The sequence below is a fragment of the Flavobacterium hydatis genome (genome assembly GCF_000737695.1).
Taxonomy (GTDB): Bacteria; Bacteroidota; Bacteroidia; order Flavobacteriales; family Flavobacteriaceae; genus Flavobacterium; species Flavobacterium hydatis.
This window is the reverse complement of record NZ_JPRM01000013.1, coordinates 23,955-42,312: the sequence shown is the minus strand read 5'-3', so window position 1 is coordinate 42,312 and position 18,358 is coordinate 23,955. Positions and strand designations below refer to the sequence as shown.

The 18,358-nt window shown below is 31.3% G+C and carries 16 protein-coding genes; 5 read left to right on the top strand and 11 right to left on the bottom strand.

Features of this window, described 5'->3' with window-relative positions; genetic code table 11:
• Positions 1 to 14: 14 nt before the first annotated feature.
• The 4 genes from IW20_RS25760 to IW20_RS09395 form a co-directional block, all read right to left on the bottom strand.
• A complete protein-coding gene (locus IW20_RS25760; protein ID WP_081912460.1) occupies positions 15 to 185 on the bottom strand; it encodes a CcoQ/FixQ family Cbb3-type cytochrome c oxidase assembly chaperone in 171 nt (56 codons plus the stop codon).
• Between the two features lie 7 nt (positions 186 to 192).
• On the bottom strand, positions 193 to 2,379 hold the full coding sequence (gene ccoN / locus IW20_RS09405; protein ID WP_035621258.1) for a cytochrome-c oxidase, cbb3-type subunit I: 2,187 nt from the start codon (positions 2,377 to 2,379) through the stop codon (positions 193 to 195).
• 3 nt (positions 2,380 to 2,382) lie between these two features.
• The gene (ccoS, locus tag IW20_RS09400) at positions 2,383 to 2,574 is read right to left on the bottom strand and encodes a cbb3-type cytochrome oxidase assembly protein CcoS (RefSeq protein WP_035621256.1); all 192 of its coding nucleotides are present in this window, start codon (positions 2,572 to 2,574) and stop codon (positions 2,383 to 2,385) included.
• Between the two features lie 123 nt (positions 2,575 to 2,697).
• A complete protein-coding gene (locus IW20_RS09395) occupies positions 2,698 to 5,073 on the bottom strand; it encodes a heavy metal translocating P-type ATPase (protein ID WP_035621255.1) in 2,376 nt (791 codons plus the stop codon).
• Positions 5,074 to 5,277: 204 nt separating this feature from the next.
• Between IW20_RS09395 and IW20_RS09390 the strand changes: the two genes are divergently transcribed.
• Positions 5,278 to 5,958: a Crp/Fnr family transcriptional regulator gene (locus IW20_RS09390; RefSeq protein ID WP_035621253.1), complete on the top strand. Its 681-nt coding sequence runs from the start codon at positions 5,278 to 5,280 to the stop codon at positions 5,956 to 5,958.
• Here IW20_RS09390 and mazG read toward each other — a convergent pair whose 3' ends face one another.
• From mazG to def, 3 genes are all read right to left on the bottom strand, one after another.
• On the bottom strand, positions 5,959 to 6,729 hold the full coding sequence (gene mazG / locus IW20_RS09385) for a nucleoside triphosphate pyrophosphohydrolase (RefSeq protein WP_035621251.1): 771 nt from the start codon (positions 6,727 to 6,729) through the stop codon (positions 5,959 to 5,961).
• A 98-nt stretch (positions 6,730 to 6,827) separates the two neighbouring features.
• Positions 6,828 to 7,310: a DUF5606 family protein gene (locus IW20_RS09380; protein WP_035621250.1), complete on the bottom strand. Its 483-nt coding sequence runs from the start codon at positions 7,308 to 7,310 to the stop codon at positions 6,828 to 6,830.
• A 63-nt stretch (positions 7,311 to 7,373) separates the two neighbouring features.
• Positions 7,374 to 7,964: a peptide deformylase gene (gene def / locus IW20_RS09375; RefSeq protein ID WP_035621249.1), complete on the bottom strand. Its 591-nt coding sequence runs from the start codon at positions 7,962 to 7,964 to the stop codon at positions 7,374 to 7,376.
• 198 nt (positions 7,965 to 8,162) lie between these two features.
• Between def and IW20_RS09370 the strand changes: the two genes are divergently transcribed.
• Positions 8,163 to 10,391, top strand: coding sequence for an FUSC family protein (locus tag IW20_RS09370; RefSeq protein WP_035621246.1), 2,229 nt, complete (start codon positions 8,163 to 8,165; stop codon positions 10,389 to 10,391).
• Positions 10,392 to 10,434: 43 nt separating this feature from the next.
• Here the strand turns inward: IW20_RS09370 and IW20_RS09365 are convergent, their stop codons facing one another.
• Together IW20_RS09365 and ruvX are read right to left on the bottom strand one after the other, a co-directional pair.
• Positions 10,435 to 11,928, bottom strand: a complete 1,494-nt coding sequence (locus IW20_RS09365) for a malate:quinone oxidoreductase (protein WP_035621244.1) — start codon at positions 11,926 to 11,928, stop codon at positions 10,435 to 10,437.
• A gap of 115 nt (positions 11,929 to 12,043) precedes the next feature.
• Positions 12,044 to 12,460: a Holliday junction resolvase RuvX gene (ruvX, locus tag IW20_RS09360; RefSeq protein ID WP_035621242.1), complete on the bottom strand. Its 417-nt coding sequence runs from the start codon at positions 12,458 to 12,460 to the stop codon at positions 12,044 to 12,046.
• Positions 12,461 to 13,094: 634 nt separating this feature from the next.
• On the opposite strand from ruvX, the gene IW20_RS09355 reads away from it, so the two are divergent.
• Positions 13,095 to 14,870 carry an LTA synthase family protein gene (locus IW20_RS09355; protein ID WP_240478472.1) on the top strand — a complete coding sequence of 592 codons (1,776 nt, stop codon included), beginning with the start codon at positions 13,095 to 13,097 and terminating at the stop codon, positions 14,868 to 14,870.
• A 240-nt stretch (positions 14,871 to 15,110) separates the two neighbouring features.
• Here IW20_RS09355 and IW20_RS09350 read toward each other — a convergent pair whose 3' ends face one another.
• The gene (locus tag IW20_RS09350) at positions 15,111 to 15,737 is read right to left on the bottom strand and encodes a PAS domain-containing protein (RefSeq protein WP_035621238.1); all 627 of its coding nucleotides are present in this window, start codon (positions 15,735 to 15,737) and stop codon (positions 15,111 to 15,113) included.
• Positions 15,738 to 16,023: 286 nt separating this feature from the next.
• On the opposite strand from IW20_RS09350, the gene IW20_RS09345 reads away from it, so the two are divergent.
• Positions 16,024 to 16,839 carry a 2,3,4,5-tetrahydropyridine-2,6-dicarboxylate N-succinyltransferase gene (locus IW20_RS09345; protein ID WP_035621236.1) on the top strand — a complete coding sequence of 272 codons (816 nt, stop codon included), beginning with the start codon at positions 16,024 to 16,026 and terminating at the stop codon, positions 16,837 to 16,839.
• 50 nt (positions 16,840 to 16,889) lie between these two features.
• Positions 16,890 to 17,627 carry a glycosyltransferase family 2 protein gene (locus IW20_RS09340; protein WP_035621387.1) on the top strand — a complete coding sequence of 246 codons (738 nt, stop codon included), beginning with the start codon at positions 16,890 to 16,892 and terminating at the stop codon, positions 17,625 to 17,627.
• Here IW20_RS09340 and IW20_RS09335 read toward each other — a convergent pair.
• Positions 17,619 to 18,341, bottom strand: coding sequence for a polysaccharide deacetylase family protein (locus IW20_RS09335; protein WP_035621234.1), 723 nt, complete (start codon positions 18,339 to 18,341; stop codon positions 17,619 to 17,621). The two genes, IW20_RS09340 and IW20_RS09335, sit on opposite strands and share 9 nt — an antisense overlap.
• Positions 18,342 to 18,358: the final 17 nt, after the last annotated feature.

The following is an 18,358-nucleotide window of genomic DNA, read 5'->3' as shown; positions in this document are numbered from 1 at the left end:
TTTAATTCTACAATTTAATTTTCTTCTAATGGAATGTGACTCATTTCTTCAATTTTCTCTTTCTTGTATGAAAACACCCAAATTCCCAGACAAACAAAAAAGATAAAAAATATTAGCAAGGAAAGTATCGGGAATATTTCTATCCCCGCTATAGTTTCTAAGTTGTGTTTTACTTGTTCAAACATAATTTCTCTATTTTGAAGTCTCTTTTACTTTGATATCTGTTCCTAATCTTTGCATATAAGCAATAAGAGCCACAATTTCTCTTTCATTCATCGGAACAAATTTTTCTCCTTTTGCTTCTGCTTTTTTCTTACTAGCTGCATAACTAGCAACATAGTCTGGATCGTTTTCTAAATTCTTTTCGATTTTTAAAGCTTGTGCTCTCAATAATTTTTGAGCATTTGCTACTTCATCTGGAGAATATGGAACTCCAAGCTGAACCATTACTTCCATTTTCTTTTGTGTTAATGAAATATCCATTGGCTTATTATCAAACAACCATTTGTATCCTGGCATGATTGAACCTGTCGATATACTTTGTGGGTTCCAGAAGTGATTAAAGTGCCAGTTATCATTATACTTACCACCTACTCTTAATAAATCTGGTCCTGTACGTTTAGACCCCCATAAGAATGGATGATCGTATACAAATTCTCCTGCTTTAGATTGTGGTCCATAACGTTCTACTTCAGCTCTGAACGGACGTACTGATTGTGAGTGACACCCAACACATCCTTCACGAATGTATAAATCACGACCTTCAAGCTCTAATGGTGAATATGGTTTTACACTTGTAATCGTAGGGATATTAGATTTTACCATAATCGTAGGTACGATTTGAATAATCCCTCCAATTAGAATAGCAATTGTAGCCAAAATTGTTAACTGAATTGGTTTTCTTTCTAACCATGAATGGAATTTTTCTCCACGAACTCTACTGCTACTAATTCTTTCTAATGCTGGTGCTTCAGCCAATTCGTCTTCAATAGGACTACCAACTCTTATTGTTTGGATTATATTATAAACCAATACAAACATTCCCACAAGGTATAATGTACCTCCAATAGCTCTCATCCAATATAATGGCATAATCGCTGTAACTGTTTCCAGGAAGTTTCCGTAAGTTAAAGTTCCATCTGGATTAAATTGCCTCCACATCGAAGCTTGTTGAAAACCAGCAAAATACATTGGAACTGTATATAATATAATTCCTAACGTACCAATCCAAAAATGGAAGTTGGCTAATTTTTTAGAAAATAAAGTACTCTTTGTCATTCTTGGTATCAACCAATAGATCATACCAAAAGTCATAAAACCATTCCATGCTAATGCTCCAACGTGTACGTGAGCAATAATCCAGTCTGTATAATGCGCAATAGCATTAAATTTCTTAAAAGAAAGCATTGGTCCTTCAAAAGTTGCCATACCATAACCTGTAATCGCAACAACAAAGAATTTTAAAACTGGGTCTTCACGAACCTTGTCCCACGCACCTCTTAATGTTAAAAGTCCGTTTATCATACCTCCCCAAGATGGAGCAAGCAACATAATAGAAAAAGCAACCCCTAAGTTTTGCGCCCAGTTTGGTAACGCTGAATATAATAAGTGGTGAGGTCCAGCCCAGATGTATATAAAAATTAATGACCAGAAATGTATAATCGATAATCGATAAGAATACACCGGACGATTGGCAATCTTAGGTACAAAGTAGTACATTAATCCTAAAAATGGAGTTGTCAAGAAAAATGCAACTGCATTATGACCATACCACCATTGCACTAAAGCATCCTGAACTCCTGCGTAAACAGAATAACTTTTCATTGCAGAAACTGGTATCTCTATATTATTAAAAATATGTAATACTGCAACAGTAACAAATGTGGCTAGATAGAACCAAATTGCAACATATAAATGGCGCTCTCTACGACGTAAAATTGTACCAATCATGTTGATACCCATTACAACCCAAATTAAAGTAATAGCAATATCTATTGGCCATTCTAACTCGGCATATTCTTTAGATGAAGTAAATCCTAAAGGCAGTGATATAGCTGCTGCTACAATAATTAATTGCCATCCCCAGAAATGTACATTACTTAAAAAGTCGCTGAACATTCTGGCTTTTAAGAGTCGCTGCAAAGAATAATACATTCCCGCAAAGAAGGCATTCCCTACAAAGGCAAAAATAACTGCATTGGTGTGTAAAGGTCTTAATCGTCCATAGCTTAACCATGATATTCCGTCGGTAATATTAGGAAAGAGGTACATAACGGCCAATGTAAGACCGACCAGCATCCCTACTACACCAAAAAGAATGGTAGCATAAATGAATTTCTTTACAATTTTGTTGTCGTAATAAAATTGTTGCATTTCCATAATCTAGATTTGTTTTTCTGTGGTTGTTTTTATTTTATTATTTGGAGTTTTTTTGATTTCATCATCAAAAAGCATTCGGACGGAAGGAGTGTAATCATCATCATATTGTCCCGATTTTACAGCTACAACGAACGCTATAAAAAAACCTATGGCAATGATGATACTAACTGAGATTAATAAGTAAATTACGCTCATAACTATGAAATTTATTAAACAAAATTACTTTTATACATTCTTTTAAAATATGACATTTATCATACTCAAACAGTTATGTTAAATTTATGAAAAAATAATCAGATTTACCTGATTATTAGTACTTTATTTCCTTTTAGCGTAATAATTACTCATAAGAGTAACAAAAGTTACAATCGTAATTGTACTTAAAGGCATTATTATCGCAGCTACAAGAGGTAATAAATTCCCTGTAATAGCAAACGTTAATCCAACTACATTATACAGTAACGACAAGGCAAAACTCATCTTAATAATTTTGATAGAGTTTTTAGAGAGTTTTAAAAAGTAATTTAAACGTTGGAACTCGGTTGCATCCAGAATCGCATCGCAAGCCGGCGAAAACACATTGACATTCTCTGAGATAGAAATTCCAACATTGCTTTGAGCCAGTGCTCCCGCATCATTTAATCCGTCGCCAACCATCATTACATTATGACCTTGATCTTGTAGCTCTTTAATAAAGTTTAGTTTCTGTTCTGGTTTTTGATTAAAAATAAGCTCTGTTCCTTTAGGTAAAAGACTTTCTAGCGTTTCTCGCTCTCCATCATTATCACCCGATAATACTTTGATCTTATAATTCAGACTTAGTTCTTTAAACAAATCCCCTAACCCTTCTCGGTATTGGTTATTAAAAATATATTTACCATAATAAACTCCATTTATTTTGATATGAAGTGAGGTTTGCTGAATTGAATTTTCTTCTTGATTTGCTACAAAAGAAAATGACCCGATTTGAAACTGATGATTTTCGATTTCTGCCAAGATTCCTTTTCCTGTTATTTCTTTAAAATCATCCAATTTTATTCGGCTTGATTCTGGCAAGAAATCATATAACATTCGGCTCAATGGATGGTTTGAAGCCCGAAGTACATTTTTAAGCATTACAAGATTTACATCAGAAAGTTTCTCACCTTCGTATGTAATATTCGATTTTTTATTCGTTGTAATTGTTCCTGTTTTATCAAAAACCAAAGTATCAACTTTAGCAAGTTGCTCAATAACTAAAGCATTTTTTAGATAAAATTTTTGTTTTCCTAAAATCCTCAAGATATTACCAAATGTAAATGGTGCTGTTAATGCCAGTGCACATGGACATGCCACAATAAGTACCGCCGTAAAAACATTAAAAGCAGTATTTGCATCTATAAATATCCAATATCCAAAGCCTGCAAAAGCAATTAACAATAAAATTGGGGTAAAATAGCGGCTTATGGTATCGGTTATCGTCTTATGTTTTTGCTGAACATCTTTCTGGAAAATATCATTCCCCCACAATTGTGTCAAGTAACTCTGAGAAACGGTATGTAATACTTCCATTTCTATTACTTTTCCTATTTGCTTTCCTCCTGCAAAAACTTTATCTCCGGATTTTTTGGTTATCGGGACTGCTTCACCAGTTACAAAACTATAATCTATTTCGGCTTTGTCACTTATTAAGATTCCATCTACAGGAATTAATTCCTGGTTTCTAATTAATAATCGATCTCCTTTATCAATATCATAAATAGGAATACTCTCTTCTTGAGTATTAGGATTAATTCGGGTTACAGCAATAGGAAAATAAGATTTAAAATCTCTCTCGAAACTTAAAAAACTGTAGGTTTTAATCTGAAACATTTTCCCTAATAACATAAAGAAAATCAATCCAGTCAAGCTGTCAAAAAAACCTCCTCCATAATCCATGATTATATCAAAAGTGCTTCGTATAAACATTACAATAATTCCTAAAGCGATAGGAATATCAATATTCAACATTTTACTTTTGATACTTTTATAGGCAGAAACATAATAACCACTTGCCGAATACAAGAAACTTGGCATTGCCAGAATTAATATTAACCAACGAAAAAATGGTTTATAATTATCTAGCCAAAACTCTTTTACTTCAAAATATTCGGGAAAAGAAAGCAACATAATGTTTCCAAAACAGAAAAAAGCAACACCTAACTTATATGTCAAACTTCTGTCGACATTATTTTTTCCTGCTTCGTAGTTTTCTAAACTAATATAAGGCTCATACCCTATTGAACTTAAAGTATTAACAATTTCCTTTAAGCTAATATTTTCTGGATTGTAAGTAATTCTAACTTTCTTTTCTGGGAAATTAACCTGAGAAGCACTAATTCCCGGTTTTAGACGATTTAGATTTTCTAAAATCCAAATACAAGAACTACAATGAATATGTGGAATATTTAAAGAAACAATAGCTGTTGATTCTTCTTGGAACTCTAATAACTTTACCTGAATACTTTCATTATCCAGAAAATCATATTTCCCCTGAATATCTTGTGGTGTTGCTCCCGGAGATTTTTCGAAATCATAATAACAAGTTAAGTCATTAAGACTAAAAATCTCATAAACTGTTTTACATCCACTGCAACAAAATTCTTTTTCATCAAAAACAATTACTTCATTTTTTGGGATAATCAAACCGCAATGAAAACAATTTTGTACACTCATAATTTAACCATTTTAAGCTTTTGCAAAGGTCATAAACCGAGTAGTTAAAAAATATGACAATTATCATAGCCCATAAATTACATTTTTAAATTTAATAAAATAAATTGGGAATAAACTTATAGAAATCATATTTCTGTTATTATTCCAAAAATTAAGATTAAAAAATCATAATTATACTTAATTTTGCAAACAAATAACTTTGCTATGAATAAATGTGACCAATGTATCGTAAGACAACTTACCTCGTTAAAAGCTTTAAACAAAGATGAAGTTATAAAATTAGCTAATAGTAAAACTACATATACTATTAGAAAAGGCGACTCAATCTTTGAAGAAGGTGAAGTTACTAATGGCGTTTTCTGTGTAAAAGATGGTATTGGTAAACTTTCTAAGTTAAGTGCCAATGGTAAGGATCAAATTGTAAAGCTTGTAAAATCTGGAGAACTTTTAGGTCAACGCTCTATGATTAGTAATGAACCTGCTAACTTAAGTGCCAAAGCTTTAGATGATATGGAAGTATGTTTTATTCCTAAAACCGAAATCATCAATTTCTTTAATCAAAATAATCAGTTTTCTATGAATGTAATGAAAACAATTTGTGATGACTTAAAAGAATCTGATAACCATACTGTTTCATTAGCTCAAAAAACTGTTAAATCTCGTTTAGCCGAAACGCTATTATATTTACACGACACATTTGGTGAGAATAAAGACAATACGCTACAAATTCAACTTTCCAGAGACGAATTAGCAAGTATGATTGGTACTGCTACAGAAAGCTGTATCCGGTTATTATCAGATTTCAACAAACTAAAAGTAATTGAATTAGTTGGAAAAAAAATTGTCCTGAAAAATATTAGTGCCTTAAAGAAAATGGCCGAGTAATTAAAGCTTTTTTGCTTCGTTCCAGAAAATATCCATTTCTGCCAAAGTCATATCCATTAATGGCTTTCCTAATTCTCCTGCTTTACTCTCTAGATACTGAAAACGTTTTATGAATTTTTTATTGGTGCGCTCTAAAGCATCTTCGGGATTTACATTTAAAAATCGGGCATAATTAATCATCGAGAATAATACATCTCCAAATTCAGCTTCAATCTTATCTTGATCCCCAGCTTCTACTTCTACTTGTAGTTCTTGTAATTCTTCCTGTACTTTATCCCAGACTTGATGTGGTTCTTCCCAATCAAAGCCTACCCCTTTTACTTTATCTTGTATTCTGCTTGCTTTTACCAATGCTGGTAGACTTCTTGGAACACCTTCCAAAACAGATTTCTTGCCTTCTTTTAGTTTTAGTTTTTCCCAATTTTGCTTTACTTCTTCTTCGTCTTTTACAACTGTATCACTATAAATATGAGGATGACGATGAATGAGTTTTTCGCAAATTTCATTACACACATCTGCCATATCAAAATCGTTTGTTTCGCTACCTATTTTGGCATAAAAAACAATGTGTAATAATAAATCTCCTAATTCTTTTTTTACCTCATTTAAATCATTATCCAGAATTGCATCACCTAATTCATACGTTTCTTCAATAGTAAGATGACGTAAACTTTGTATAGTCTGCTTCATATCCCAAGGGCATTTTTCACGCAAATCATCCATTATGTTTAATAATCTTTCGAAGGCTTGTAATTGCAATTCTTTGCTCATTTTTGAAGTAATTTTAAGTTGGTAACGAATTTGTAAAAGTAAAAAATCCTGTCAAGAAATCATCTTAACAGGATTAAATATCGTTCACCTAAATGAAACTATTTTTTTTCAGTAGCTGCTTTAGCTTTTTTTGCTGGTGCTTTTTTTGTTTCTTCAAGAACTGGAGTTTCTTCTTTAGATGCTGCTGGTGCAGGCGCTAAATCTGTAACTAATCCTTTTGCCTGAAGCATGTTATACCAGTTCAATACTTTTTTAATATCTGAAGGATAAACTCTCTCTTCGTCGTATTGAGGTAAAATTTCTTTAAAATAAGCTCCTAAAGTAACATTATCTTCTTTGTGAGAAATAGCTTGTCCTTTGTTTTCTTTTACTGCAATTAATTGCATTACTTCAGATAAAGGTTTTTCTCCTTCGTAAGTATAAATTGAAATTTCTGACAACAAACTTACATTACTCTTTAAGCTAACAGTGATTTTTTTTCCATCAATTAATGATTCAGCTACAAATCCTGTACGCGTTTGTACTTTTAATGCGTATAAACCTGGTTTCCCAGAAATAGCTAATATTTTTTCTAAATTCATGTTTATTATAATTAGTATTAAGAATTCGGTTATTTTATTTTTTATCTAAAAGAACTTCAAAAACTATCTTCCTTTTTTAGCAGCAGCAAATTTCATCCTGTATTCCTGAAAAGTTTTGCCTTCGGTAATGTTTTTTAATTTCTTTTGAATTAAACGTTTTTTTAATGATGAAATTTTATCTGTAAACAAAATTCCTTCGATGTGATCGTATTCATGCTGAATTACTCTTGCAATTAAACCATCAAACACTTCGGTTTTTACTACAAAATCTTCCTCACAATATTCAATTGTAATTCTTTCGTGTCTGTAAACATCCTCACGAACATCTGGAATACTCAAGCATCCTTCGTTAAAACTCCATTCTTCACCATCTTCTTTTAAGATTTTGGCATTGATAAAAGTTCTCTTAAATCCTTTTAATTCTTTTTGTTCATCTGCTGGTAAATCCTCATCATCACTAAAAGGAGTTGTGTCGATTACAAATAAACGCAAGGCCAAACCAACTTGTGGCGCAGCAAGACCCACTCCATAAGCATTGTACATTGTCTCGTACATGTTAGCTATTGTTTCTTTCAAATTTGGATGTTCCGGCGATACTGCCTCCCCAACTTTTCTTAAAACAGGATCACCATATCCTATAATTGGTAAAATCATTCTTGTTGTATTATGTATTAACGACTATTAATCCAGAATTTCATTATTCTGAATGTAGGTTGGCAAAAATAGTAAAAAATAGTCAATGAATAATTCTATTAACCAGATTATCTACTTTTTGATTTCTATTTAAATCAAAGTCACTATTATTACTAAATAACTCTTACAATTCTTATCTTTGCTAGTAAACCTATTTCTATGTTAGATCGCATCGTTAAATTCACAGACAGTACTTCTTTTACTAATGCTTCAAAAGTTACAATCGCATCTGTAGTTCCTGTCTTGTTTTTTAACTTCTTGGGGTATTTTGAAATTGGTTTTACCATTGCTCTTGGTGCTTTTTATACTTATCCGAGTGATATACCGAGTAATCTTAAACATAAAATAAAAGGAATTGTAGTTACTGCTCTTATTGTTTCTGGAGTTAACCTACTAGTTAATCTTGTTTATCCTTTTCCTTGGCTGTTTTATCCATTTTTAGGAATATTACTTTTCTTGTCCTCTATGATTTCTGTTTATGGACAAAGAGCAACTATGGCTTCATTCTCGGCATTGCTTTCGATTTCTCTATCATTTGCTCATTTACATGAAGGCTGGGAAGCTGTATTACATTCTAGCTATATTTTTGCTGGTGGATTATTCTATTTGATAGTTTCGCTTATCTTTCATTATATAAAACCGTATCGTTATATAGAATTACAAACTGCCGATGGAATTCGATTAACTGCAAAATACTTAAAGCTTAGGGGTGATTTATGGAATCCTGAAGCTGATAGAAAAAAGATTATCGAAAAACAATTACATCTTCAGGTTGAATTAAACCAAATTCACGAGAATTTACGACAAGTACTTATTGGCAATAGAGCCACTTCTGGCGACTCTAGCCAAAACAGAAAAATGCTTATTGTTTTTATAACGTTAGTCGAAATTCAGGAATTAGCTTTATCAACATCATTTGACCATGATAAGTTACACAAAAAATTTAGCGAACATCCTGAGGTTTTACGCTCTTATCAAAATCTTGCCTATAAACTTGCATCGACTTTAAAAAAACTATCTAAAAGTGTCCACAAAGCTTCTAAATATATATCTATAAATGATTTAAAAAAGGAACTTGACGGATTACAATCTGCTATTGATGCGTATCAAAATAATTTAGGTAAGATTGATGCTTCTGAAGGAGTTTGGATGCTTACTAATATGCTGAAATACGCCCAAAAACAAGTCGAAAAAATAAAAATCGTAGAAATGGCTTTCTCATTAGCAATTAAATCTTTTGATTTTAAAGACAAGGACAAAGAACTTGAAAAATTCCTGACTCCGCAATATTATCCGATACGCACATTAATAGAAAATTTCAGTTTTTCCTCAACATTTTTCAGGCATTCGCTACGACTTACCATAACTATTATGGCAGGTTTTATAATTGGCAAATTACTTCCGTTTCAAAACGTATATTGGATTTTATTGACAATCGTAGTTATCATGCGTCCTGGTTATGGTTTAACCAAAGAGCGTTCTTACAATCGTGTTATTGGTACTATTTTAGGAGGTTTAATAGCCTTTGGGATTGTGTCCTTAGTACATAATCATGTCGCAATAAGCATTTTTGCGATTGTTTGTATGCTTATTGGCATTTCTTTTACACAAAGCAATTACAAAGTAAGTACTACACTTGTTACCATGTACGTGGTTTTTGTATACGGAATATTAACACCAAATATCCTTGAAGTTATTCAGTTTCGAATTCTGGATTCTCTAGTAGGTGCTACGTTAGCCTTTTTGGCAAATTATTACTTATGGCCAGCTTGGGAATTTCTTAATGCTGCGTCCTTTTTAGAAAAATCTATCGAAGCCAATAGAAACTATTTAAGAGAAATTGCCGAGTATTATAATAAAAAAGGAACATTACCTACATCATATCGCTTGGCTAGAAAAAATGCTTTTATAGAAATAGGAAATCTTATGACTTCTTTCCAGAGAATGGTTCAAGAGCCTAAATCGAAGCAAAAACAGCTTCCACAAATAAACAAGCTTGCCGTACTAAACCATTCTTTACTTTCGTCCTCAGCATCATTAGGTACGTATATACAGTCTCATAAAACAACATCGGCATCTGAATCTTTTAATTTTGTAATTGACGTTGTGGTTTACAATTTAAACTACTCGATTGCTATTTTAAGACATGAAAGCACGGCTGAGTATAAAAACAAAGACATTAACAAGGAACAATTGACTTTTCATTTTGAAGAATTAAAAAGAAAAAATTTCAGTCGATTAGAAAATGATAATGAACTCGACGATAGCGCAAGGGAAACCAAAATGCAAGAAGCACAATTGGTAATCGAACAGTTAATATGGATGACTGATTTAACTGAAAAGATAGTAACAATTACAAAAGAGTTTATAGCACAAAATCCAGATTAAATTAATCTGGATTTTGTTTTTATTCTTATTATGTAACGCTACATTAGTTATTTAACTTCAAGGTAGCGGCAGTATTTTTTCTAATTTCTGATAACAATTCTGGTTTATCATTTAAAGTCTGACCGTAAGAAGGAATCATCGCTTTAAACTTTTCATCCCATTCTGGTGTTTTAACCTTATCTTTAAAACATTTCCCTATTAACCCAACCATGATAGAAACTGCTGTTGAAGCTCCAGGCGAAGCTCCTAATAAAACAGCCAACGTACCATCATCAGTATTAATTACTTCTGTACCAAACTCAAGAATTCCACCCTCTTTTTCATCTTTTTTAATTACCTGAACACGTTGTCCTGCTCTTTCTAATTTCCAATCCTTAGATTTTGCATTTGGCAAGTATTCGCGTAAAGCATTCATTCTATCTTTTGGCGATTGTCTTACTTGCTCAATTAAGTATTTAGTAAGTGGGATATTATGATAACCAGCTGCCAACATTGGCATTATATTGTCTGTTTTTATAGATAAAGGCAAATCCATATAAGATCCATTCTTTAAAAATCGAGTCGAAAAACCAGCAAATGGTCCAAAAAGCAATGCTCTTTCTCCATTTATCATTCGTGTATCAATATGTGGTACTGACATAGGTGGCGCACCAACACTAGCTTTTCCGTAAACTTTGGCTTGATGCTGAAGAATAACTTCTGGATTGGTACATTTTAACCATTGTCCGCTCACAGGAAAACCACCAAATCCTTTCCCTTCAGCAACATTTGCTTTTTCTAATAAAGGCAACGAACCTCCTCCGGCACCAATAAAGACAAATTTAGTATATACTTTTCTGGTTTGTCCAGTGGCTAAATCTGTGATTTTAATTCTCCATGATTTATCCTCACGTTGTTTTAATTTTTTTACTTCGTGATTAAAATGTATTGTCACACCATCTAATTTTCCTAGATAGTTAAACATACTTCTTGTTAACTCCCCAAAATTAACATCAGTTCCAATTGCCATAGAAGTTGCTGCAAATTTATCTGTAGCGTCTCTTCCTTCCATTACCAATGGCATCCATTCTTTTAATTGAGCAAAATCAGTACTAAAAACCATCTCTTTAAAGATTGGATTCTTTTGTAGTGCATCAAATCTTTTCTTAAGATAATCTACATTTTTTTCTCCCCAAACAAAACTCATGTGAGGGACACTTTTTATAAAATTATCAGGAGATCCAATTTTGTTTTGCTGTACTAAATACGACCAAAACTGACGAGAAACTTCAAAGGATTCAGCAATACTAATTGCTTTTTTAGGATCTATACTACCATTTTTTTCTGGTGTATAATTTAATTCACAAAAGGCTGAGTGTCCTGTTCCTGCGTTATTCCAAGCATCAGAGCTTTCGGCTGCAGCAACATCTAATCTTTCGTAAATTTCAATTTTTAAATCTGGCTGTAATTCTTTTAAGATTAACCCAAGAGTTGCACTCATAATTCCAGCACCAATAAGTACTACTTCGGTATTTGAACGTATGGTTTTGTCGGACATAGCAAGAAAATTTTAAAGTGCAAAGGTACTTCATAAAATTGCAAAAAAAAACTATAAATTTCACCTTAAAAGTTATAGTTTTCTAAAACGTTTTCGAGCAAAAACCTTTAAAAATTTAAAACATTTTTCGAGACAAATAGTCCTGAAGCATTATGGTTGCTGAGATCTCATCAATCAAACCTTTATTCTGACGTTGTTTTTTACTAAGACCACTGTCAATCATTGTTTGAAATGCCATTTTGGAAGTAAATCTTTCATCGACACGAACCACTTTCATCTCCGGAAAAATATTCGAGAAATGAGTTACAAAACCTTTTATAATTGAAGCACTTTCAGATGGCTGCCCATTCATTTGTTTTGGTTCACCAATTAAGACTGCTTCTACCTTTTCTTTAGCAAAATAATCTCTTAAAAAATCGATAGTTGTACTAGAAGGAATTGTAGTTAAACCTGATGCAATAATTTGCAATTCGTCAGTAACAGCAATTCCTGTCCTTTTTTGTCCGTAATCTATAGCGAGAATTCTTGGCATCTTATTAAGTATTATAAAACAAAGATACATAAAGTATAAACCTTCTGCCTTAAAAAATTAATCCGTTCTATATTCTAGAACGGATTAATTAAACTTTTTTTCCAAAAAAAAATTAAAACAATATCAAAAAAAATAATTTAAAAACCTCCCAACCATCTATTTATACTAATTCACAGATTTAAAACAATCCATAAATAGAACTTTGCTCTTTAAAATATTCTTACATATAATTTCAATTCAAAAGTAAATCTAATTATAGCCCTAATTCATGATAATTATCATCGAATAAAAGAAAGAATTAACTTATTATAAATATTTATTCACAACACTAAAAAGCATACAGAACCAAATTAACAATTTAAAAACCAAATGATTACATAAAATTAAAATTCAAAACTCTTTAAAACAGATTTATTTTGTTATAAAATTAGATTAGCTAAGTAATCGTAATTTGAAAAAAAAATAGTTCTTTTGCCTCAAATTTCTCATATATAATAGAAAATTACTCAAAAATAAATACCCAAAAATCACTAAATACCAAATGAATAACTATAAAAACAGCATTATTTTATTCCTAAAAAGATTCTTTTTAATTGTCATAATTTACCAATTTTCTCGAGTTCTATTTTATCTTATGAACTCAAAATTATTTGAAGCCTTTACATTTCAAACTTTCCAAGGAGGTCTTCTTTTTGATTTTGCAGCCATAGCTTATATAAATATTGTTTTTTTGCTAGCACATTTGATCCCTGGGAATTTTAAATATAAACCAAGATATCAAAGCATTTTAAAGATTTCATTTTATGTTGTAAATCTTATTTTTATTGCTACAAATTTCATAGATATTATTTACTATCGTTTTACAGGAAGAAGAAGTACTTTTGGGATGATTACCGCAAAAGGTATGGAACATGAAGCTTTAGGCTTAATTCCATCTTTCTTAAAAGAATTCTGGTACATCTTTGTACTATTCCTTATAGTTAGTATTATATTTTGGAAATTGATTCCGAATTTAAAAACACATTTAATACACGAGAAATCAACCAAAAAGGACTATTATAAACAATACTCTTATTTTGTTCTTTCGATAGTTATAATCCTACTTATGGGACGTGGTGGGTTCCGAAAAAAACCAATTAAAATCGTAGATGCAGCTGAATATGGAGCATTAAATAATTCTGCATTAGTCTTAAATACTCCTTTCTGCATCCTAAAATCTGCTGTTAAAAAAGAAGACATTGAGAAAGTAAATTATTTTAATGAAAAAGAATTAACTTCAATTTACAATCCTATCATTTCTTTAAAACCAAGCGAACCAACTATTAAAAAAAATGTAGTTATTTTAATTTTGGAAAGTTTCGGTAATGAAAATATTGGCCGCGGACAAACTCCTTTCTTAGATTCTCTTATAACAAAATCATACTATTTTAAGAATGGATTTGCAAACGGGAAAGTTTCAATTGACGCTGTTCCATCCATCCTCTCAAGCATCCCTAGCTTAATGAATAACTCCTTTATATTATCTAGTTATTCTTTAAATAAAATAAATGGTCTTCCTAAGATTTTCAAAAAAGAAGGATATAACACTTCATTCTTTCATGGTGCATTTAATGGTAGCCAAAACTTTGACCAATACGCTCAAGTTGCAGGTTTTGACCAATACTTTGGAAAAGACCAATATACCGGAGAAGAAGCTTTTGATGGTAAATGGGGGATTTTTGATGAAGAATTTTTACAATTTTACGCAGCTAAATTAACATCGTTTAAACAGCCTTTCTTTAGTTCGTTATTTACTATTTCTTCTCATAGTCCATATACTATTCCAGAAAAATATAAAGGAAAATTTCCTAAAGGAACTACTGAAATTCAAGAAAGCATAGCGTACACTGATTTTGCTCTAAGAAGATTCTTTGAAACAGCAAAAAAACAAGGATGGTATAAAAATACTCTATTTGTTATTTCTTCTGACCATACTTCGTCTGGAGGAGATAAGGATATTGATAAGACTAATATTGGAAAATTCAACATTCCGATTTTGTTTTTCGACCCATCAAACCCTGAATTAACGGGTGTTAACGAGAAAAACTTTCAGCAAATTGATATTATGCCAAGTATTTTAGATTACTTGAACATAAAAACTGACATGGTAAGTTTTGGTAAAAGCTATAAATCTAAAGATAACTATGTTGTTTATTACTTACAAGGAACATACCACTACATCAAAGATGATTATTATCTTGCTTTTTCAAACAATAAAACAATTGGATTATATAACTGGAAAGAAGATATTTTATTAAAAAACAATTTAATGCTAAAAGATAAAACTAAAGTTAAAGAGTCTGAAAAATTCTTAAAAGCATACATTCAATCATTTAACGAAAGAGTTGTCAGTAATAAATTAGCGATCTAACTAATTTTAAATACTAAAACAAATAGAAAAAGGAAAGAGGTTTTAAAATCTCTTTCCTTTTTTGTTTAATTACAACTCTATGCCGTTTAATTTAACCAAACACATCATAAAACCTAAAACTACCTAGATCAGGAAATAGAATTAATACCTCAATCAGTATTCACAAAAAAAGGTCTAACTTTTTTAATTAAAGTTAGACCTCATTATTTTAAAACTTAAATCTTTTTAGAATAGTTTTATTTATCTACCAAAGAAACGACTAAAGAAACCTCTCTCCTCTTCTTCTTCTACATGAGCTTCAGCTTGCTGAGTTGGAAACTGTGATTTTTCATTCTCGTAGATTAATTCTTTTATATACTCAACATAAGTTCGTTTTTTCTCTTCAAGAAATCCGATTAAATATTTCTCACTAAATTCCATTCCGCTAGCAGATTCTATCTGTAATAGCTTTTTATACAAAGGCTCAATATGCATCGAAATTACTTCTTGTGGCACAGAACGTCTGCGTCCAAAATAGTTTACTATTGCTCCATTTGAATCTTTTGCAATTTCAAAATCGGTAACAACCCAGTAATATCTTCCAGACTTAGCTAAATTCTTTACAACTGCATGAAAGTTATTTCCTTTTTTAAGATTCTCCCATAATACTTTAAATATCACTCGCGGCATATCCGGATGTCTTATGATACTATGTGGTTGCCCCATTAATTCGTAATCTTCATATCCGCAAACATCAACAAAAATTTCATTGGCGTATTCGATAATTCCAAATGGGTTTGTTTTACTCATGATAACTTGGCTCTTATCCCAAGAAACTTCTTTATCAATTGGTGTAGGTCTGTGAAACGACTCGTTTTCTTGATTCATTGTTAAAATACTAATTAATTAAATTATTGGATTCAAACAATTTAAAATCACCTTATGTTATTGTTAAATTGTCTTACAAAAGTAATTTTATAAGAAAAGTTAAAAATTGATATTTATCAGGGAATAAGACAAAAATTTATTTATGTAGGAAAAATTATTTAAATAAAACGCCTTTATTATGTACAACAATAAAAAAACAATATTTTTTTATAAAAATGTTACTATAAAGAAATGAGGGTTGTTTTAAAAAAAAATCGAATTATATTTGCCTAAAATCTTTACTACTATGAATCCTTTACAAACTATTATAGAACAAGCCTGGGAAAACAGAGCTTTGTTACAAGAAACTACAACAACTGATGCTATCAGAGAAGTTATTGAACTTTTGGACGCAGGAAAATTACGTGTTGCTGAACCAGTTGGTGATGCTTGGCAAGTAAACGAATGGGTAAAAAAGGCAGTTGTGATGTATTTCCCAATTCAAAAAATGGAAACTTTAGAATCTGGTATTTTTGAATATCATGACAAAATGTTACTAAAAAGAGGATATGCTGAAAAAGGAATTCGTGTAGTACCTAATGCAGTAGCACGTTACGGAGCTTATATCTCTAGCGGAGTAATCTTAATGCCTAGTTATGTAAATATTGGTGCATATGTAGACGAAGGAACTATGGTAGACACATGGGCAACTGTAGGAAGCTGTGCTCAAATTGGTAAAAATGTACACTTAAGCGGTGGTGTAGGTATTGGTGGCGTATTAGAGCCTTTACAAGCAGCACCAGTAATTATAGAAGACGGAGCTTTTGTAGGTTCTCGTTGTATTGTTGTAGAAGGTGTGCACGTTGGGAAAGAAGCTGTTTTAGGTGCAAACGTATGCCTAACTGCCTCTACAAAAATTATCGACGTTACTGGAGATACTCCTGTAGAAATGAAAGGATACGTTCCTGCTCGTTCAGTAGTTATTCCTGGAAGTTATACTAAAAAATTTGCTGCTGGTGAGTTTCAAGTTCCTTGTGCTTTAATTATTGGTACTCGTAAACCATCTACAGATTTAAAAACATCATTAAATAATGCACTACGGGAATACGATGTTGCAGTATAATATTATTTTATTAAACTCTATAATTATAAGTAAGTATGTTAAGTAAAGAAATGAAAAAACTATCCGTTATCATACTTACTTATAATGAAGAGTTTTATATTGCCGATGCAATAAAATCCGTTTCATTTGCTGATGAGATTATTGTTTTAGACTCTAATAGTACTGATGCTACACAAAAAATTGCTACAGATTTAGGCGTTAAACTGATCTCTAGAAAATTTGACAATTACTGCAGCCAAAGAAACTATGGAATAGGCTTTGCAACTGGAGATTGGATATTATTTTTAGATGCAGACGAAAGGGTTACTGATAAACTTAGAGTAGAAATTTTAAAAAGTATCGAATCGGATAAATTTGATACTTATAAAATTTGGTTTCCTCATTTTTTCATGGATCGCTTTTTATTTCATTATACAGACAAAGTTGTTCGTTTGATGAAGAATAGCAACTTGATTTTTGAAAATGAAGTACATGAAAAATTAGTACTAAAATCAAAACCTGGTGTTCTAAAAAACTACATGGAACATTACACCTATAAGGGTTTATTTCATTTTATAAGTAAAAAAGACAAATATGCTTGGTTTCAAGCAAAAATGTCTGCTGATAAAGGAAAAAAAGTAACGCTGTTCCTACTCTTTTTCAAGCCTTTTTATCGTTTTTTTCATACTTACATTGTAAAAAGAGTATACCTAGATGGCGTTCCAGGTCTTGCTGCTGCAGCGATAGACGCCTATGGAGTATTCTCAAGATATGCAAAAATGATGCTAATCGAGAAAGACCTAGAATAACTTTAATTTACCAAATTTTATTTTTAACCTAAAAGTCATCAAGCTATCATGACCTTTAATGTCTATTCGCTTGATTTCATAGTTATCCTTAAAAGGAAAGTTATTGGGACGATTACCTATTTTTAAACCGAACTTTATTTTATTCTTTGCAACTAGACGTTTAAACTGATCATTTTCATCACCTTTTTTAGGATAATTACCATATGGATAAGCCAATGCTGGATATACTTTTAAATCATTATTTTTAATCACCTCTTCACACTTTAGAAAATCATTTTCTATTTCTGAGGCAGATAATAAACTATATTTTTTATGCTCATATGAATGATATCCCAATTCTATCCTATCGTTTAACCCTTTTAATTGTTCAATTGTCATGATTTTTTCGCCCAAAGATGCTGATTTTTCGTTCCATAAATCTGTTTTTCCTATATATGAAAAGGGAATAAAAAAACTAGCTTTTAAATTGAATTTTTCTAATAATGGAGCAGCAAAAACAAGCTGATTCACCGTAACATCATCAAAAGTAAGAACAATACTCTTTTTAGGAATAGATTTCATTTTTTCTAATTCTGCAAAATGAAATGTTTCATAATTATTGTCTTTCAAATACTGAAATTGTTGTTCTAGTTTCTGAACTGAGACTGTCAACTTATTACTTTCATTTTCAGATTGACAAATATTATGATACATTAAAATAGGGAGTCTTGACATTTTGTTTGATTTTATAC

Excerpts from the sequence above, each read along its gene's own strand:
- IW20_RS25760 (WP_081912460.1), bottom strand. The coding sequence starts at position 185 with ATGTTTGAACAAGTAAAACACAACTTAGAAACTATAGCGGGGATAGAA.
- ccoN (WP_035621258.1), bottom strand. The coding sequence starts at position 2,379 with ATGGAAATGCAACAATTTTATTACGACAACAAAATTGTAAAGAAATTC.
- ccoS (WP_035621256.1), bottom strand. The coding sequence starts at position 2,574 with ATGAGCGTAATTTACTTATTAATCTCAGTTAGTATCATCATTGCCATA.
- IW20_RS09395 (WP_035621255.1), bottom strand. The coding sequence starts at position 5,073 with ATGAGTGTACAAAATTGTTTTCATTGCGGTTTGATTATCCCAAAAAAT.
- IW20_RS09390 (WP_035621253.1), top strand. The coding sequence starts at position 5,278 with ATGAATAAATGTGACCAATGTATCGTAAGACAACTTACCTCGTTAAAA.
- mazG (WP_035621251.1), bottom strand. The coding sequence starts at position 6,729 with ATGAGCAAAGAATTGCAATTACAAGCCTTCGAAAGATTATTAAACATA.
- IW20_RS09380 (WP_035621250.1), bottom strand. The coding sequence starts at position 7,310 with ATGAATTTAGAAAAAATATTAGCTATTTCTGGGAAACCAGGTTTATAC.
- def (WP_035621249.1), bottom strand. The coding sequence starts at position 7,964 with ATGATTTTACCAATTATAGGATATGGTGATCCTGTTTTAAGAAAAGTT.
- IW20_RS09370 (WP_035621246.1), top strand. The coding sequence starts at position 8,163 with ATGTTAGATCGCATCGTTAAATTCACAGACAGTACTTCTTTTACTAAT.
- IW20_RS09365 (WP_035621244.1), bottom strand. The coding sequence starts at position 11,928 with ATGTCCGACAAAACCATACGTTCAAATACCGAAGTAGTACTTATTGGT.
- ruvX (WP_035621242.1), bottom strand. The coding sequence starts at position 12,460 with ATGCCAAGAATTCTCGCTATAGATTACGGACAAAAAAGGACAGGAATT.
- IW20_RS09355 (WP_240478472.1), top strand. The coding sequence starts at position 13,095 with ATGAACTCAAAATTATTTGAAGCCTTTACATTTCAAACTTTCCAAGGA.
- IW20_RS09350 (WP_035621238.1), bottom strand. The coding sequence starts at position 15,737 with ATGAATCAAGAAAACGAGTCGTTTCACAGACCTACACCAATTGATAAA.
- IW20_RS09345 (WP_035621236.1), top strand. The coding sequence starts at position 16,024 with ATGAATCCTTTACAAACTATTATAGAACAAGCCTGGGAAAACAGAGCT.
- IW20_RS09340 (WP_035621387.1), top strand. The coding sequence starts at position 16,890 with ATGAAAAAACTATCCGTTATCATACTTACTTATAATGAAGAGTTTTAT.
- IW20_RS09335 (WP_035621234.1), bottom strand. The coding sequence starts at position 18,341 with ATGTCAAGACTCCCTATTTTAATGTATCATAATATTTGTCAATCTGAA.